Below are 15,409 nucleotides of genomic sequence, written 5' to 3'. Positions count from 1 at the left end.
TCTCCAGAATCACAGCTCCAGTCGCTGGATGCTTCACTCTTAGCCCGTAGATAGCCATCAGCTGAGTCTTCCTAGCGTGACAACATCCACACTGCCGGCATAGACCTTGGTGCCAGCCCCTGTGAGGTTGGTGCGGCCGTCAGTGGTGGACTCGTTGATCTCCAGCTCGTTGGTCACAAAGTTGATGCGAATACCGCGCTGGCCGGGGATGTAGTTCGCGCTCCGGAGCTCTCCCGTGATGATCAAGTTGATGATGTCGGCCTGACTGATGACTGCGCTGTTCATGATCACCTGGCCACCTTGAACGGTGAATGGGCTCACCAACGCGCCATTGATGCCGTTGACCACAGCGAAGCGGTCGGCTGATACCAGGAACTGGCTCTGCAGGCCGGCTGGTCCGTTTTCGATCCCGAGGCCGATGCCAGCTGCCACGTACTGCCCTTGGGCATTGACCTGCATCTTCACGTTCCACATCGTCGACAGCTTGCCAGACGTGTCAGCGTAGGCCGATGACGTCTGCTGGATCGCTGTCGAGTTTCCTTCCACTGCGGCACTCAGCTGTTGAACCGCTGTAGCCGTGGCCTGTTGGTTGGTGGCTACTGTCGTCTCGACGGTGATGAGGCGACTTTCGTTTGTGTCGACCTTCGCGCCGAGCTCAGTGGTTCGCTGGGTCTGGGCGAAATCCGCCTCAGTGCGCACTTTCACCTCCTGTGCGTAGGTCGCGGTGCTGTCCCAGCCTTTGAGCGCATCCAGCAGATCGCCCTCACCGTCATCGCCCCTGGCTGACGCCCTCAGCGCCTGGAGGCTACCGGCTGTTGCCGTGACCTTACCGTCGACTTCTGCAATCTCAGCGGTATTGGTCGCCACCTGCTGGGCCAAGCCGTTCGCAATTTCGACGGACTGCCCTACTTCAGCCCACAATGTGGAGTTTGGTGGAGCATTCGCGCCGGATGGATCTGCCGGGATTGCCTGCTTGGCCTGGTAGATCCTGCCATCGTCGACGACCATCTGCCCCTTCTCGTAGGGCTCATCCTTGTCATAGTCCTTTAGCCCGCCCAGTGATTCAATCTGCTCCTGCAGTCCCGGGATCTTCTGAATTTCTTCGAGCAGATCCTGGCCAAGCTCGCTTTCGGTGATCTGACCGCTGATGTAGTCGAGGATTGCGTCAGCATCGGCGCTGGACTGCCCATACACCCAGTCAGACCACGGGCCGATGTTGCCGGTCCGATCAACCAACCGACCACGGAAATAGCGCACCACTGCCGCAGCCATTCCCGAGTGCAGGTAGGTTGGCGTTGGATAGGCGAACTGGCCCAATGGCAGCGGATTCTGCCCAGTTGGCTCGGGCGCCATCTGGATCTCCGTATAAGCCGTATCCTCGGCGCCGGTCGGGAACCCCCAGTTCAGCCTGATCGCAAAGATTTCCGAAGTGGCGCGGAGGAATGCCAGCGCGGGTGGCTCGCCCTCCTTACCCTTCAGCTCTGTAAGCAGCGAGCTTCGCCAGGTCGAAGTGATATCGAAGGCGCTGACGGCGCGAACGCGCGCGAGATAGGCGCCAGCGTATATGCCGACAACATCTACCGATGTCGTTCCGGTGCGCTGTAGCCTGATCCAGTTGCCGCTGTCCTTGCGCCATTCAACGTCATAGGCGACTGCACCCTCCACTGCTGGCCATGCAATAGTCATGGTGCTGACCGCGATGCCTTGGTCAACGGCGTAGGTCGAAGTCATGGCCACACTGGCCGGGGGCTGCACGGTTGTCACCGGAATGACGCTGATCGGGCGTTCGTCCAACTTGGCGCCGGTATCGATCGCCGCGAACTTGCTTGGGTTGAATTCGAGTGCAGTGATCTCGTACTCACCCTCCTGGGTTCGGGCAGTTTTCAACACGCGGAACAGCTGCACTGCCAGATCGTCGTAGTCGATCGCCCACTGAAGCTCGGGCTCTGGCTGAACGCCGTAGGCAGTGGTCACCGTCACGGCGCGACCGGAGACCGCCTGCACAGTACGCGCCTGAGCGGTGCCGTTGGGCAGATTCAGGATCAGGCGGTCACCGGCCTTGATCGGGGTGTCACGGTCGAGCGTTACCACGCGTCCGGCCGCTGCCGATATGCGCCCACCGTTCGGGCGGCCGGCCACCAACTCATCAGCGACAGGAATGACATAGCCAGGCAGCGGAATGCGTCCCTCCATGCCGGTCTTGAAGGTGACGGTGCGGTCCTGGCTGTTGCTCAGCAGCGCCCACTTCCCGCGGCGCTGGGCCTCGGAGGCACGGGTGCAGCCAATGGCCGAGATCTCGACCGGGCGATCCCGGTACCGGCGCTGGAGCGCCAGGTCTGTCACGGGGATAACGTCGGTGTCGTAGTTGTTGGCCGGGTTGTCGTAACTGACTAGCGCACGGCTGTAGTGGGTGTTGCGCTCGGCACCACCGTAGACGAACTCGCCATTGATGACGTTGGCACGGGTGAAGACATAGTCGATGTCCTGCGCGCGCGGCATGTCTGCCTGCATGAACAACGAGCCGTGGGCCCAGTACACCATGCCTCGATAGATGGCAGACAGATCGCGGAGCAGCGTCCAGGCTTCGGCGCGGCCCTGCAGGTTCATGTCGCACAGAAAACGCGGCTCTTGGCCGCCAATCCCGTTCGGCACCTGCTGGTCGCAGTACTGGGCGATACGGTACATATCCCATTTGTCGACCATCCACGATTTGATGCGCTTGCCCAGGCCGAAGCGGTCCTCGACACACAGGCCGTAGGTCACGAACGCCGGGTTGTTGGTCCAAGCCTGCTTGAAGCTGCCATCCCACACGCCGGTGTAAGTGCGCATGACCGGATCGTAGTTGCTGGGCACCGGCCAGCGCTTGGCGTTGCAGTCAACGGTGACAGCCGGGATGTTCTGGAACTGCTGGGCATCAAACTCGATGTACAGCAGCGCCGTGTTCGGGTAGCGCAGCTTCTGGTCGATGATTTCGGTGTAGCCGGCGATGGTCATGGTGTCGGCGACGGTGCCGCTGTTGGCGTTTGGGGTGATTCGGCGAACACGCAGCATCCAGCCGGTGGTGGCCGCTGGCAGATTCACGCGGACCGAGCGCTGATAACCGTTGGTGGTTTTACCGTCGACCGCGCCCAGATGGGCCTCAACGTAAGCCCCACCATCTGTAGCGATATCGATGGCGTACTCGATGCGGTAGCCATTGGTGTTGCCGCTGCTGTCCTGCTGAGCGAGGCGCGGCCAGGACATGCGGACTCGCACGGCCGAAAGCTGGGTATTGCTCAGCGCACGGCTGAACGGGTTGTCGCTACGAAGCTCCACGTTGACGGTGGTCTCGTTTTCGACCGCCGGAATGCCCTGGATATAGTCCTGCTCGATCGTGCCCCGTCGCCACTCCCACTTCACGCCGGGGAAATTCACGTTGCCGCTGGAATCCATGATTGGCGTGTTGTCGAGGTAGATATCGCGGTCCGTAGGCGTTCCGTCGAATTCGCCCTCGCCCACCGCCAGCAGGATCTTGGCGATGTTCGTAGACGAAAGGCTGTCGGGGGCCTCAACGGGGGTTTTCGGCTTGCTTTCGCCGCCCTTGGCGCCGGTGATGTCCAGGCTCATGCTTTCCTCCGGGCAATAAAAAACCGCCCTGAGGCGGTCTGTGCACTGAATTGGCCCTAGGCCTTGTCTTGCGCCTCAATGGAGGCTGAGATGATCGCCCCGCCCCACCGGCGCCTGCCGATGCAGATGGGTACCGGGTTACCGCTGGCCGTTGTGTTCTTGGCGCTACCGAAGGCATAGGACGGGAGGTTTTCGGACGCGGCGCTCTGGGATAGCCCCTTCGCCTGAGGACTGAGCATCTGAATGACGCCACCCGCAGTCAGCGCTATACCTGCACTTAGTAGGGGGGCGCCGAAAGGGGTTGCGGATAAAAACACGCCAGCGACGATTAAGATGATTCCAATCACCGTCTGCAGCACCCCACCCCTCTTGCTGCCCCCAACCACTGGCACAATGCGAACTTCTCGGGTGCCGCCCCGAGCAAATTCATCTTGCCCAACATTTTTTCGATTCCGGAACACGGCGAAACGCATGCCTAGGCTGTCCAGTCGGCGAATCTCGTCCTCAAAACCCGGCAGCGTTGCCTTAAGCGACTTGAACACCTCCCACGTTTCGCCGCTGTCAATGAGGCGGCGATGTGACCGCCCGAACAGTTTGGCCAGGGACCCCGACAGCTTGATTTCAGTCATCGAAACAAATTGGGAAGCTACAGCCGCCATGATATTGCCTCTAATAAAAAACCGCCCGAAGGCGGCCTTGTCAGTTGTAGTCGATGTAGGGCCCTATGAAGACCCCGCTCATGTCGCCGCTAATTCTGTAAACGCTCTCGGCACCATCCCGAACACTGCCGGTAATTGAGCGAACTGCCATCCCTCCGCACAGTCCTGAATCAGCAAGACCAATACCTATGTTTGGCTGTCCGGCAGGAAGATAAAAGCTAGCGCGCTGGCCGGTCCCAATTTTTGCAGCTCTCTTGCCGTCAACATAAACAACGACATCACACCCAGAGCCCAAGGCGCCCGAATCTCGAACAACCGTAAGCGTTCCTCCGCCTTCACTAGGCTTGGATTGAAAGGCGTACATTTCATCGCGAGGCACTGGCTGTGCTTGGGATACAGGCGTTGCGGAGGTAGCGCACCCCGACAGCACTGCCAGGCTTGCAGCAACGATCAAAATTCGCATGTGATTCCCCCCCTTGAAAACCGGGAATGTAGCAGCGGGCTGGCTAGGCATCCAGCGTGGATGGAAAGCCAGTAACCGGAACCCCCGGCACCGTAGTAGCGTTGTGCCCCCATGCGGCAGTCGCATGGCGATGAACTTTCACGAGTAAATATCATGACCGCAGACGCTGAATTCCTTCGCGAAAAATCCAAGCAAGGCCAGAAAAACGCCGAATTTCGGGATCTGATGGATTCCATTAAGTATGAAATCAATGATCAAACCCGCGCCGGCTCTTACAGCACTACCTACACGCTCAGCGACGACAAGGTTCAGTTTGCGGATGCGGTGGTTGAGCACTTTGCACAAAGCGATGATCCATGCCAAGTGACCTACGACGCTGATGAATCCACGCTGCATATCAGCTGGGAACAGCCAGAAGAGTAACCATACCCTAACAAAACCCCAGTCCGTTGCCGGAAAGCCCATGGACTGGGGCAGATGTGATCTAGGAGATCAAATGAGCAAAGTAGGTCTTTCTTCATTCGAAGCAGGCGTGATGTCTGCTCTTGGCGCCATTTCGCTGTACCTTCGCTCTCGGCCGGATTACGACGCGGCTGAGCTGCAGAAATACGTGAGCTTCTTCAAGAACACTCGTCAGGATGATGCGGAGTCGACAGCTTTCAATATGCCGCTTGACGCTGTTGGCGGAGATCTCAGCAATGTGCAAGAAGCAATCAAGAACGGCGTAGGTGCAACTCCGCGCTGATCAGCCCTGCGCATTGCCGGTAACAACCGCGCCGACAATGCGCACTCGTCCATCCTGGCCAACCTCAAATACCTTCTTCATATCGTTCTCCTGCGGCATTGCCGCTTCATTTCGCGTCCCGATGACGCAACACAAGGCGCGTGCGGTCAAGCCAGGGCCCGCCGAACACGATAATTTCTGATGGCCTGCCGAGCAGGTGGTGGAGCATGAATGGGCCGGGCCCGAAGGCCTGGGCGTGCTCCTCGGGCAGTTGAGCGTCGGCGCCCAGGTAGATGCCGGCGTGGTTCGGGTGAGCCGTGCGCCCGACCGCCATGACGATCATGTCCCCGCGCTGCGGCTGGCTGACCTGGTAAAACCCGGCAGCCTCATAAGCCTGCTCGTACAGGCTCGGGCCGTCGGCTTTCTCCCACCAACCCTCTTCACGAGCGTAGGCCGGGAACTCCAGATCCCACTCCCGCTTGTACCAGTCCGCGCAGACCTGCCAGCAGTCCCAGGCACCGTGCACGAAAGGCCGGCCCAGCAGCGGCGTATTACCGGACGGGGTGACGGTACGCAGGTCGCCTTCCGGCCAAGACAGGATGTACCAGGGCAAACCCGTGGCTTCGCACATGGCAAGGTCGCGGGGCGAGGGCCTGCTGGTAGCGTCTGGATGCGAGTGCACGATGCCGATCACCTCCCCCTGATCCTCGGCTGCAGCGTACTGATCCGGCGAGATACGAAACTCTTCGGCAGGATCTGTGGCGGAATTCTCACACGGCACATACCGGTGAGATCTACCAACAATGATGATCAGCCCGCAGCACTCGCGCGGGTATTCCGCCGCTGCGTGCGCTTGCACGGCGGCCAAGATGTGTTTGCGCATCGTCAGCTCCGAGCGATCAGAGAGACGGCCGGGAAGCCGCCGAAGGGCAGTTGGTTGCCTTGCCCGTGTCGTACAGTGCACCCGGTATCCAAGCAGCCATTGCACTGATCCTTAGCAGGATCATCCGTAGGGTTGCCGTCGAGATCGTAGTACGGGCCGGTGTAGCCGCAGTTCGGGCCACGGTAGCCAGCGGTCATAGCCCAATGGCACAGCTGCGTCATCTGACGGCCGATCGTCTCGCCGCCGACATCGCCGGGACTGGCAAGCTCCCAAGCGACAGTGGTACCGCTCTCCGAGACCTTCTGATCGACATACCAGACTTCGATCTCCTCCTCGGCCGGGTCAGCCGTCGGGTTGCCAGCCGGGAAGTTAGTGGCATCGAGGTACTCAGCCAGGGTATGGCGCATCGTCAGTTGGAACTCGAGCAGGTTGTCGAAGGCCAGGCACAACGCAGTAATCCGGCCATTGACGTTGCCGACAGTCAGGGTTGGACGAACAGCGGTTCCGTCCGAGTTCGCCTCGATCCCTTCAATCTGCATCGGCCAGGCGCCGTACTCATTGCCTTGCCACCAGATCGATTTTGCGGGTAGCTGATCGGCGTCGGCGCCAGCAGCGGCCAGCTCCTGCGGGGTGTGCGGTATCGCATGCCCATGGAAGCGCAGGACGTCAGCGCCAAAATCCGAGCCGTCCAGTTCGAACAGGATGATCTCGGATCCCGGTTCCAACTTCTGCAGCTGGGTGATCAAACTCATGGGTGATACGCCCTCTCAAACGTCGCTGTCAGCACCACCACGCCACCAGGCCGGCGCTGCTGTTGGAAAGTTTCGCAGCGATACATGCCCAGCGCGCCTTCCAGATTGGTCCAGAGGAATGACTTGGCGCCACGGTGACGACGGATGAACGCTATGACGGGCGCAATCTCATCAGCTAGGCCGCCGAACGATAAGTCCCAGCTGTCGACCTCGCCGTTGAGTCCATCGCTGGACACCTGGGCGTAGCCATCGCCGAACTGCGATTTGCGGGTACGCAGGGTGCTATCGCCGCTGGCTTCATCGTCTGGCACCCAGCTAAATGTCTCGATCGCCATCAGCGCCTCCCCATGCTGTTTCTGTAACTCACCCCGCCGGCGCGCCACGACACTGCAATAGCACGCTCGGCCACGCCCTGCATTTGCTGCTCCAGGTTCTGCTGCAGCGCCGCACTGTCCAGCTCCATACCGTCATTGCTCCTATCCTCTACTGTCACAGCCACAGGAACGCTGACCTGAACCACTGTTGATCCGCCGCCAGCGCCGCCGACCATCTGCACGCCGAGCGATCCATCGGCCCCGCGCGCGAGCGGCATGATGGCCTCTGGACCGGCTTCACCCATGATGCCGGTGCCGCCGTTGGCCAGGCCGAACGCGGTCGGCTTGCTGAGGATGCTGTTGGTGAACGCGCCACCCTTGGCGAACATCTGCACACCGCCGCTCCACGCCCCTCCTTTGGCTTGCGTCGGGCCAGACCAGCTGTCCAGGTACTGCGAGCTGTAGCCCGCTTGGGTAGAACCCAGCGAGGAGGCGCCGCCCCCGAAGTAGTTGGATGCAGCAGATACCCCCATGCTCACCAACCCGCTAAGCAGCGAGCTCGCGGCCTGCTGGCTAGCGATTCTGGCCATGTCGGCAATCACGCTCGATGTGAAATCTTTGAAGCTGGCCTTGCCGCTGATGGCGAAGTCGGCAATGGCATCTCGGGCCGTGTTGAAGCCCGTGGTGAGCATGTCGTCGGTTGCGCCGGCCACGTTCGCCGCATCGGCCTGGATGTTATCCCACGCACGTTTGGCGCCGTTCCGGTAGTCCCGCTGTGCCAGCAGGCGGGCGTCGAAGCCGTCGACCTCCATTTGTAACTCGCGCGCCTGGTAGTCATCCAAGTCGGCCAGCCGCTGCTGGTAAGCATCCTGGCTCAAGCGGCGGGACACATCCTCCTGCTGCTCCTCCAGCTGCCGGCGCGCCTCAGCGTAGTTCTGCCGCACCGCATTCAGTCGATCAGCCTGCTCGCGCTGGTCATCGCCCATTCCCACACCGGCCACGTCCGCGTTTATCGCGTCCTGCCGGGTCTGCAGCACAACCTCCATGGCCTTGCGGTACGCCTCGGCGCTGTTGCGCCGGATTTCTGCGAGCTTCTTCTCCTCCTCCGCCCGCTTCTGCAGAACCGGGTCGGCGTAGGCCGTGTTGAGATTCTTGATGCCAAGCTCCATCTCGGCGGCTGTGATCTTGCCAGCGGCCTGAGCTTTACGCAGGCCCTGTACTCCTTCAACCAGATCAGTGAGTCGTTTCTTCTCTGGCAGCGCCCTATCGATGATGGCATCAAGGGCTTTGATCTCATCCTTCAGCGCCTTAGTGCGGTCCTTGCTCCCTTCGGTGGCGTCCTTGTTGGCTTTCTTCTGAGACTCGATCGCGCTGGCCGCCGAAAGAATCGCTTGGCGATCGGCTTCGGTGAGGTCGGCGTTTTCGGCCAGGTATCGGTTGGCGATCTTGGTCGCATCGCCATTGTCCTGTAGACCGGCCAGCTGCTTCTGCAGCGTCTCCAGGTACGTCTGCCCTGCCGAGCTCATCCCTACCTTGGCGGCGTTGTTTGCCTGAGTCGACGCGGTGTTTTGGTCAGTTACGCCGGTGAGCACGCGCAGCGTTTCGGCAATCAGGCTTGAGCGCTGGTCTGCGTCGCTGACTGCGCCGGCTTGGGTGATCCATTGCTGCACGGTGCTGGCCGGCAGCTGCAGGCGATTCCCCACCTCTTGCAGGATCGGCGATAGCCCTTGACCTGCCGCGCGAGCTTCGTTGAGTCGGTCAACCAGGCCTTGGTACTCGGACAACTGCCGGTTGTACTGGCCGCCGGAGTCGCGCGCCGGTGCTGTCAGCACAGCTGAACGGATGGACTGGGCCAGATCGCCATAGGCGTCCTTGACCTTGTCCGCCGAAGTGATCTGTTCCTGCTGCCACTTCACCAGCGACGCTTCGCGCTGATCCCTGTTGAGCTTCGCAAATTCCTCGCCCAACTGTGAGACCGGCTTGTGCAGGTCCTCCAGACTGACGCCTGCCTGGTCGCCGCTGTTGCTCAGCAGCAGGAAGCTGGCTGCGGCCGTACCTGCCAGCAGAGCCAGCCCCAGCGGTCCACCTAGGACGCTGAGAAGGCCTGCACTGACGGTGCGAAGACTGGCCTGTGCAGTAGCTACCGCAGCCGTAGCGGCCGCCTCCCGCTGCCGAGCCTGGGCGAGCTGGATGGACATTTGCGTCTGCACTGCAGTGCTGCGCGCCGCCGCAGCCTCGCGAGCGGCAAGGATGGTAGCGGTCTCGGCCTTGCGCTGATCAGCAATCGCCGCCTGTACCACGGCCTCGGCCTGGGCGATACGCGCGGCCCGATCAGCAAGGGCTGCCTTCACAGCCAGCCCAGACTTCGCTACATAGTTGGTCAGCGCCGCCACGCCCGCACCAGCCATGGCCACTGCCACCAGATCGACATTGTCGGCAAGGGCAATGAGCATGCTCGACAGCCCCGCTACCGCGCCGGTCTGCTCTTCCATTCCGCCCAAGAAGGTCTGAATGGCGTTGCTGATGTTCACCATCGCATCCTGCACGCTGGTGGACATGTCGGCGGCAGCCTGGCGATTGACCTCAACCGTCTTCAAAAGGCCGGTGTTGATGTCGTCCAGGGACAGTTTTCCCTCAACGCCAAGCTTGCGGATCTCCTCAGCACTTTTCCCGGTAGCGGTCGCAATGGCCGTGACGATGGTGGGCATGGCGTCCTGAATGGACACCCAGCCATCCGCCTCGACCTTGCCGGTCTGCAGGGCTTTGGAGTAGGCGTCCAGCGCAGAGCCGGCCTTGTCAGCGGCAGCGGCATTGGTCACCAGCAGAAAGCTGAAGCTGTCGGTGATATCGAGGGTCTGCTGGGTGTTGAAGCCCAGGCTGCGCATGACGTCCGCAGTGCGGATGTACAGCTCTTGCGCCTCAGCCAGTGGCCGGTAGGTTTCCTGAGCGGTCCGGAGCAGATGCTCCTGCACCGTTTGGTACTCACCCGCGCTGCCGGCGGCGGCCTTCATGCGGTCGGACATTTGTCCATAGACGTCAACCTGCTGGATGATGCCACCAATCAAACCAGCGCCTGCGACGGCGGCAAAGGCGCCACGCATCAGTACACCGGCTTTCTCGGCGGCAACCCCGGCGCTGTCGAACGCGGAGTCAACTTGCTCCAGGTTACGGTCAATCGACTGGGTGGTGCGCGCCACCACCTGGTCAGCGCTGGCCAGTTCGCGGCGCAGTTGTGCCGTGGTGGCCTCGATCTGGACCAGCATCCCCTGGACTTGTTGGTCGGCCATGAAAATCTCCAAGCACAAAAAACCGCCCGGAGGCGGCACGCTGTCTACTGTTTGGGCCGCCCTCGCAGGAAGCTCTTCAACTTGTCCGCGACGCTTTCACGCTTTTGCGGTGAGGCCGGGGTTTGCCCCTGTCCTTGGCCCTGCCCCCTCCCGGTCCAGTCGAGACGAGCATCGAGCGCGAGCATGATTTGCGGAATTGGGGTGTGCCACGCGGTGTCAGGCGGCCAGCCAAGCCAGCCGGTGGCCACGCCGAACAGATAGTCGACGTAGCTGCCGTTCTTCACTGCGCTGTGCTGACCGCCTCGTCCTTTCCCCGGGCGGCCACGCTCGGTGGCACCGGGTTGAGCAGGACGGTGATGAACTCGGTCAGCTTGCCGGACACCTGGGCGACGCCGGTGTGAAACACTTCACCGGCAATGACAGCGTGTTGATCCGGCTTCAGGTCGGCGCCGGCGACAACAACGTCGGCACAGGCGGCGATACTCATGAGGCGCATGGCTTCAAGCGCGCCGCGCAGCCCGCCAAAACGGGCCTCGATGCGCAGCGCGGCATCCAGCGTCGGCTTGAGGGTGTAGCTGCGACCACCGATCACCAGAGTGACGGTGCCGTGCAAGGCTTCGCTCATTGGGGTTCTCGCAGGAGAGGACGGAGCTTGCGCCCCATCGATCACGGAACAGCCGGGCCGGCTGGAATTTCAATGATGTCGGTGTTGATCCCGAGCGTGATGTTTCGGCGCACCACGTTGTCGGCGGCTCCGGGTGCCACGGTGTTGTTCATCACCTTGACACCGTAATAGAACGTGGTCGGCAGGATCGCAGGGGTTGCGCCCGGGTCGCCATCGTTGAGCGTGACCTTGATGTTGTAATTGCCCTTGGAGCGGTCTTTGTGAGCGACACCCACGGCTTTCTGCCCGGCATCGCCATTGTCCAGGCCAACGGCCAGGGTCATGTTGCCCGCATCAGCGGTGCCCTTGTACTTGCGCACCCGGCCATTGGCCAGGGAGGTGAAGTTCACCGGGTTGAACGTGTCGCCGAATTCGCCAAGATCTTCGATCTCGCCAACGTCCACATAGGTGTCAGCTTCGTATTCGGTAAGAGTACTCGCGCCGGTCTTGCCGCCAATGGAAAGGCGGCAGCCTGCGGCTGTGTTGAGGTTGTCGTCGGCCATGGTGGTTCCTCCAAAGGCACATTGGATAACAGCCGCAGCGCGGCCCGTGGGTGATTCAGTGGGTGGTGATCACGCGGAAAGTGATCGAACCCTGGTAGGTGATGCCGTCAGCATCGCGCTGGGCGTCCGCCTGCTCAAGACGAATAGAGACGGCGCGACCTACTTCAAGCGGAAGTCTGCGCTCGTCCAGCGCGGCGATAACCTCGCCATTGATGCGCTTGACCTCTGCCTGGCCCACTGCATCGGACCAGACTGAAAGGTACAGCAGACGCGTATCACGCTTGCGGCCCGAGATCGGACTGCTATTGACAGAGACCTCTCGGTCGATGGACACATACGGCATATCCGCATTCAGCGGTGCTCCGTCGTAGATTGGGCAACTGACCTCGCTTTGCAGTCTGGCGAAGATGGCCTCCTGAAGGGCCAGGGATGGATCAGCCATTGCCTACCCCCTGGCTTGCCTTGCGTAGCGTGCTCCGCACGGCTACCTCAATGTCGGCCATTACGTATTCTCGGTTGACTTGCATGGAGGGGCGCAGCCAAGGGTGCGCGGGTCTGGCGGGAATATTGGGGTATTTGCCGAAGAAGTTTGTCCCGTCACTTTTGTTGGTCACGCGCCGGCTTCGATCTCCAGCCCGCTTCCCACCAGAGTAGCCCTTGGTCCCATACTCGATGAAGCGCAGGTAGAAGAACCTTTGGTTGTCCCTTCTGCCTCGGATACCGATCTGGGCATCCAGGCCACTAGGTGATACGTAGACTTTCAGTGCAGCAGCTGCAGCACCGGTATCCTTAGGCATCAGCTGTCGTTGTGTCTCCAGAATCCGATTCGCGGCCTTCTCCATCGCCGGCTTCAGCTCGTTGTCCATCGTCTTGTGGATGTTGCGAAGCGTCCGGCGCAGCCGGATGTCGCCGCGGATGCTGGACCGGCGTGGCATAGCCTACTCCTTGACCGGGTCAGTCTTCGCGGGCCTGACGCTTTTGTCGGTGACGGCTTCGGCGTAACCACGAGCAATGAGGCCTTCTGCCTGCTCCTTGGTCACCTCGAACTCTTCGCCCTTCTCACGCTCACCAGATGCTCCCGTCAACGGGCCCAGTGCTCGAATCTTCATGGTTCACCTCATGGGTTAGGGACTGATGAGCACAAAAGCCTCATCAGCGTGTTGTCGTTATCTGGCAGAACCGCCTCGACCTGATAAGTAACTCCGCGTCGCGTGAGCCGAGATCCTGCAACGATGTCTGAGCGCGGCCTGCCGATGATCTCCGCTGTCAAAACAGCATTCAGTTTTTCAGCAACAGCTGTGACCCTACCGCTTGGAGTTCGAACCTCTCCCCACATTTCAGGGCGAGCAGCTGGCAGCCAGGTCACTGTGGCGCCACCTGATTTGTTCCTCTCCTCATGCCTATGAGCCACCTTCAGCCGATGACGCAACGGGCCGGCCCTCATACACCCCACCCAATACGATGCGGGGTCAGCAGAGCCATCGAGCCTTTCGGTAGCTCGGTGGCAATGGTGCCGATCACAACGTCCTCGCGGTTCGCATAAAGATGGCCGAGGATCAGCAAGCAGGCAGCGCTGATCTGCTTGTTGCTGACCATAGGGCGCTCGCCGGCATCACCCGCAGCTACCGCAACATCCAGCGCTTCTTGGTCGGCGTAAAAGCGGCGCCCCAGATAATCCATCGCCTGCCCTTCTGCAGCCTCGATCAGGAGCTCAAGGTACTCGTCATCATCGTCTGGATCACGAAGGTGATGACGGGCGATGGTCAAGCTGATGACCGACATACCCTCACTCCTTCAGCGGTTCGAGGGATGCCAAATTCCGCTGCACTAGTTCTTCAGCGTGCCGGCGCGGCACCGTATACGCCGGGCCGCCGCGACGGCGAAGCTCACCTTCATCCATGTATGACCGCAGCGGATAGATCTGAAGAGTCGCAGGGTTTAGCTTCGGCTGCCCATCTGGTGCCGACTGGTCAGCGTCGGCGGGGCTGTAGGGCAGGATTGATGCGCTCTGGCCGGCGTCTTCGGACCCCGCAGCGTCAGTAGTGGCGATGCCGGGGCTGGTACCCTGATCGCCCGTGGCGACATCCAGCCCAGTGCCGGCGACTGCTTGTCCTTCTGGCGGCACCAACCCCGATCCTTCCGCTTGACCTGGAGCAACTGCCGGGACCCCCGAGTCGCTCGAGTCACTGCTAGCTGGAGCAAGCGCAGTGTCAGCCGAAGAAGGCGAACCGGCAGTCTCAGTAGAGCCGCTGCTAGAGTCAACGGTGGTGACCGGACCCTTCGCATCAGCCGTGGATACTTGTGTTTCCTGTTTACGTGCCATTGGATTACTCCATTGGGGCGCCATTTCTGGCGCCGCGTTGCGGAATAGTTAAGGAGTGACCAGCGGGCCAGTGACGAACGCTTCGTCGCGGTAGATCGCAAACGCCAGGCGCTCCTCGGCACGGATCGTCGCCATGTTGTTCTCGAAGTCCTTGTCGTTCTCGGTCGAGATCAGCACTTCGATCTCCATGCGGTCGAAGATCTGAGCGCCGAGCTTGAACGCGCCGACCAGGAAGTCGTTCTGGGTCATGGCCTGAGTGGAAACCACCGGGCGATTCCAGAGCTTCGCGTTGGTGCCTTCCTGCGGCTGGCCGATGATGTATCGGCCCTCACCATCTTTGGTGAGCTCGATCGCTGCCCAGTCGATGGGGTTCAGCACGATGCCGTCCGAGGGGAAGTCGGCCAGCTCTGCTTGCAGCAGCGCCAGGCGCAGACGGTCGATCCGTTGCTCGCCCACTACCGTCAGCCCGGCCTGCGGTGCATACAGCTGAGCAACAGTCACAAGACCCTGAAGGTTGGCACCAGTACCGTTGCCGTAGAGCAGCTGAGCCTCTTCCGCCATGTTCAGTCCGTAACGAGCGCGACCGTCGATGTAGCTCTGCAGTGCCTTGGCATCGTCGAGCATCTGCCGACTCGCCTTGAACAGGTGGGCAATGGTGCGGACGTTCGCGGTGGTCAGCGCGAAGGTGATGTCGGAGTACGGCTTGGCGGTGTTCTCCGCGACGGTCCGCGCGTTGTTGGTGAATCCGGTCTCGCGAATGTATTCGATGGAGTTCGACTCGGTCTGACCCGGCGCCACCAGGTCGCGAATGGTCAACCGGCGCTGAGGCGGAGCAACGACACCAGCCAGACGCTCAGCAGGCACCAGGTCGCCGCCGGTTGCGGTGGTAATGGCCGCGCGCGGTACGGAAACGCGGCGAGAGCCACGGAAGGACGAGTTCATGTCCTGCATTTCTTCGCTGCCGATCACCAGAGCGCCAACCGACTTCTGCGGCTCCTCTTGATTGCCGCGGTCACGGCTGGCGTTCACCAGCTTCTGCTCGGCTTCGCCCAGGCGGGCATTGAGCTCGCCCTGCTTGGTCAACAGTTCGTCGACCTTGGCGCGGGTTTCGGCAGTCATCTCGCCGGACGCCTTGATCTGCTTGTCGGTCGCCTCAGCTTGGGCTTTGATCTGATCACCAATGCCTTTCAGGCTGGCATTGAGTTCTTTGACTTGGGCTTCAAAGTCCATG

Annotated in this window: 17 protein-coding genes; 2 read left to right on the top strand and 15 right to left on the bottom strand. The window is 61.2% G+C overall.

The annotated features are described in order from the left end of the window. Positions 1-57: 57 nt before the first annotated feature. Together ACIQUF_RS00695 and ACIQUF_RS00690 are read right to left on the bottom strand one after the other, a co-directional pair. Positions 58-3,606 (bottom strand): host specificity protein J, encoded by a 3,549-nt coding sequence (locus ACIQUF_RS00695; protein ID WP_403126878.1) that lies wholly within the window; start codon positions 3,604-3,606, stop codon positions 58-60. A 56-nt stretch (positions 3,607-3,662) separates the two neighbouring features. Continuing rightward, entirely contained in the window at positions 3,663-4,265 is a 603-nt protein-coding gene (locus tag ACIQUF_RS00690; protein WP_403126876.1) for a tail assembly protein, read from the bottom strand. Between the two features lie 616 nt (positions 4,266-4,881). Here ACIQUF_RS00690 and ACIQUF_RS00685 point away from each other — a divergent pair. Together ACIQUF_RS00685 and ACIQUF_RS00680 are read left to right on the top strand one after the other, a co-directional pair. Beyond that, positions 4,882-5,151, top strand: a complete 270-nt coding sequence (locus ACIQUF_RS00685) for a hypothetical protein (RefSeq protein WP_403126873.1) — start codon at positions 4,882-4,884, stop codon at positions 5,149-5,151. Between the two features lie 73 nt (positions 5,152-5,224). Further along, positions 5,225-5,473, top strand: coding sequence for a hypothetical protein (locus ACIQUF_RS00680; protein ID WP_403126870.1), 249 nt, complete (start codon positions 5,225-5,227; stop codon positions 5,471-5,473). Positions 5,474-5,579: 106 nt separating this feature from the next. Here ACIQUF_RS00680 and ACIQUF_RS00675 read toward each other — a convergent pair whose 3' ends face one another. From ACIQUF_RS00675 to ACIQUF_RS00615, 13 genes are all read right to left on the bottom strand, one after another. Beyond that, a complete protein-coding gene (locus tag ACIQUF_RS00675) occupies positions 5,580-6,335 on the bottom strand; it encodes a C40 family peptidase (RefSeq protein WP_403126867.1) in 756 nt (251 codons plus the stop codon). Between the two features lie 2 nt (positions 6,336-6,337). After that, positions 6,338-7,087, bottom strand: coding sequence for a phage minor tail protein L (locus tag ACIQUF_RS00670; RefSeq protein ID WP_403126864.1), 750 nt, complete (start codon positions 7,085-7,087; stop codon positions 6,338-6,340). Continuing rightward, the gene (locus tag ACIQUF_RS00665) at positions 7,084-7,422 is read right to left on the bottom strand and encodes a phage tail protein (protein ID WP_403126861.1); all 339 of its coding nucleotides are present in this window, start codon (positions 7,420-7,422) and stop codon (positions 7,084-7,086) included. Before ACIQUF_RS00665 ends, ACIQUF_RS00670 begins: the two co-directional genes overlap by 4 nt. Beyond that, positions 7,422-10,688 (bottom strand): phage tail tape measure protein, encoded by a 3,267-nt coding sequence (locus ACIQUF_RS00660; RefSeq protein WP_403126858.1) that lies wholly within the window; start codon positions 10,686-10,688, stop codon positions 7,422-7,424. The genes ACIQUF_RS00665 and ACIQUF_RS00660 overlap by 1 nt, the downstream gene beginning before the upstream one ends. A 44-nt stretch (positions 10,689-10,732) precedes the next feature. Then, complete coding sequence (locus ACIQUF_RS00655) at positions 10,733-10,972, bottom strand: hypothetical protein (RefSeq protein ID WP_403126855.1); 240 nt, start codon at positions 10,970-10,972, stop codon at positions 10,733-10,735. Then, a complete protein-coding gene (locus ACIQUF_RS00650) occupies positions 10,969-11,313 on the bottom strand; it encodes a hypothetical protein (protein ID WP_403126852.1) in 345 nt (114 codons plus the stop codon). Before ACIQUF_RS00650 ends, ACIQUF_RS00655 begins: the two co-directional genes overlap by 4 nt. A 41-nt stretch (positions 11,314-11,354) precedes the next feature. Beyond that, positions 11,355-11,855, bottom strand: coding sequence for a hypothetical protein (locus ACIQUF_RS00645; RefSeq protein WP_403126849.1), 501 nt, complete (start codon positions 11,853-11,855; stop codon positions 11,355-11,357). A gap of 55 nt (positions 11,856-11,910) precedes the next feature. Continuing rightward, the gene (locus tag ACIQUF_RS00640) at positions 11,911-12,297 is read right to left on the bottom strand and encodes a DUF3168 domain-containing protein (RefSeq protein WP_403126846.1); all 387 of its coding nucleotides are present in this window, start codon (positions 12,295-12,297) and stop codon (positions 11,911-11,913) included. After that, positions 12,290-12,790 carry an HK97-gp10 family putative phage morphogenesis protein gene (locus ACIQUF_RS00635; RefSeq protein WP_403126844.1) on the bottom strand — a complete coding sequence of 167 codons (501 nt, stop codon included), beginning with the start codon at positions 12,788-12,790 and terminating at the stop codon, positions 12,290-12,292. The genes ACIQUF_RS00640 and ACIQUF_RS00635 overlap by 8 nt, the downstream gene beginning before the upstream one ends. A gap of 3 nt (positions 12,791-12,793) precedes the next feature. Then, positions 12,794-12,964: a hypothetical protein gene (locus ACIQUF_RS00630; protein ID WP_403126841.1), complete on the bottom strand. Its 171-nt coding sequence runs from the start codon at positions 12,962-12,964 to the stop codon at positions 12,794-12,796. Positions 12,965-12,972: 8 nt separating this feature from the next. Then, positions 12,973-13,299: a phage head closure protein gene (locus tag ACIQUF_RS00625; protein WP_403126838.1), complete on the bottom strand. Its 327-nt coding sequence runs from the start codon at positions 13,297-13,299 to the stop codon at positions 12,973-12,975. Next, positions 13,296-13,637 (bottom strand): head-tail connector protein, encoded by a 342-nt coding sequence (locus tag ACIQUF_RS00620; RefSeq protein WP_403126835.1) that lies wholly within the window; start codon positions 13,635-13,637, stop codon positions 13,296-13,298. Before ACIQUF_RS00620 ends, ACIQUF_RS00625 begins: the two co-directional genes overlap by 4 nt. A gap of 589 nt (positions 13,638-14,226) precedes the next feature. Then, positions 14,227-15,408 carry a phage major capsid protein gene (locus ACIQUF_RS00615; protein WP_403126832.1) on the bottom strand — a complete coding sequence of 394 codons (1,182 nt, stop codon included), beginning with the start codon at positions 15,406-15,408 and terminating at the stop codon, positions 14,227-14,229. Position 15,409 lies beyond the last annotated feature (1 nt).

The organism is Pseudomonas sp. NPDC090233, assembly GCF_044772285.1.
Lineage (GTDB): Bacteria > Pseudomonadota > Gammaproteobacteria > Pseudomonadales > Pseudomonadaceae > Aquipseudomonas.
The sequence above is the reverse complement of the archived record's forward strand: the minus strand, read 5'-3'. Positions and strand labels throughout refer to the sequence as shown.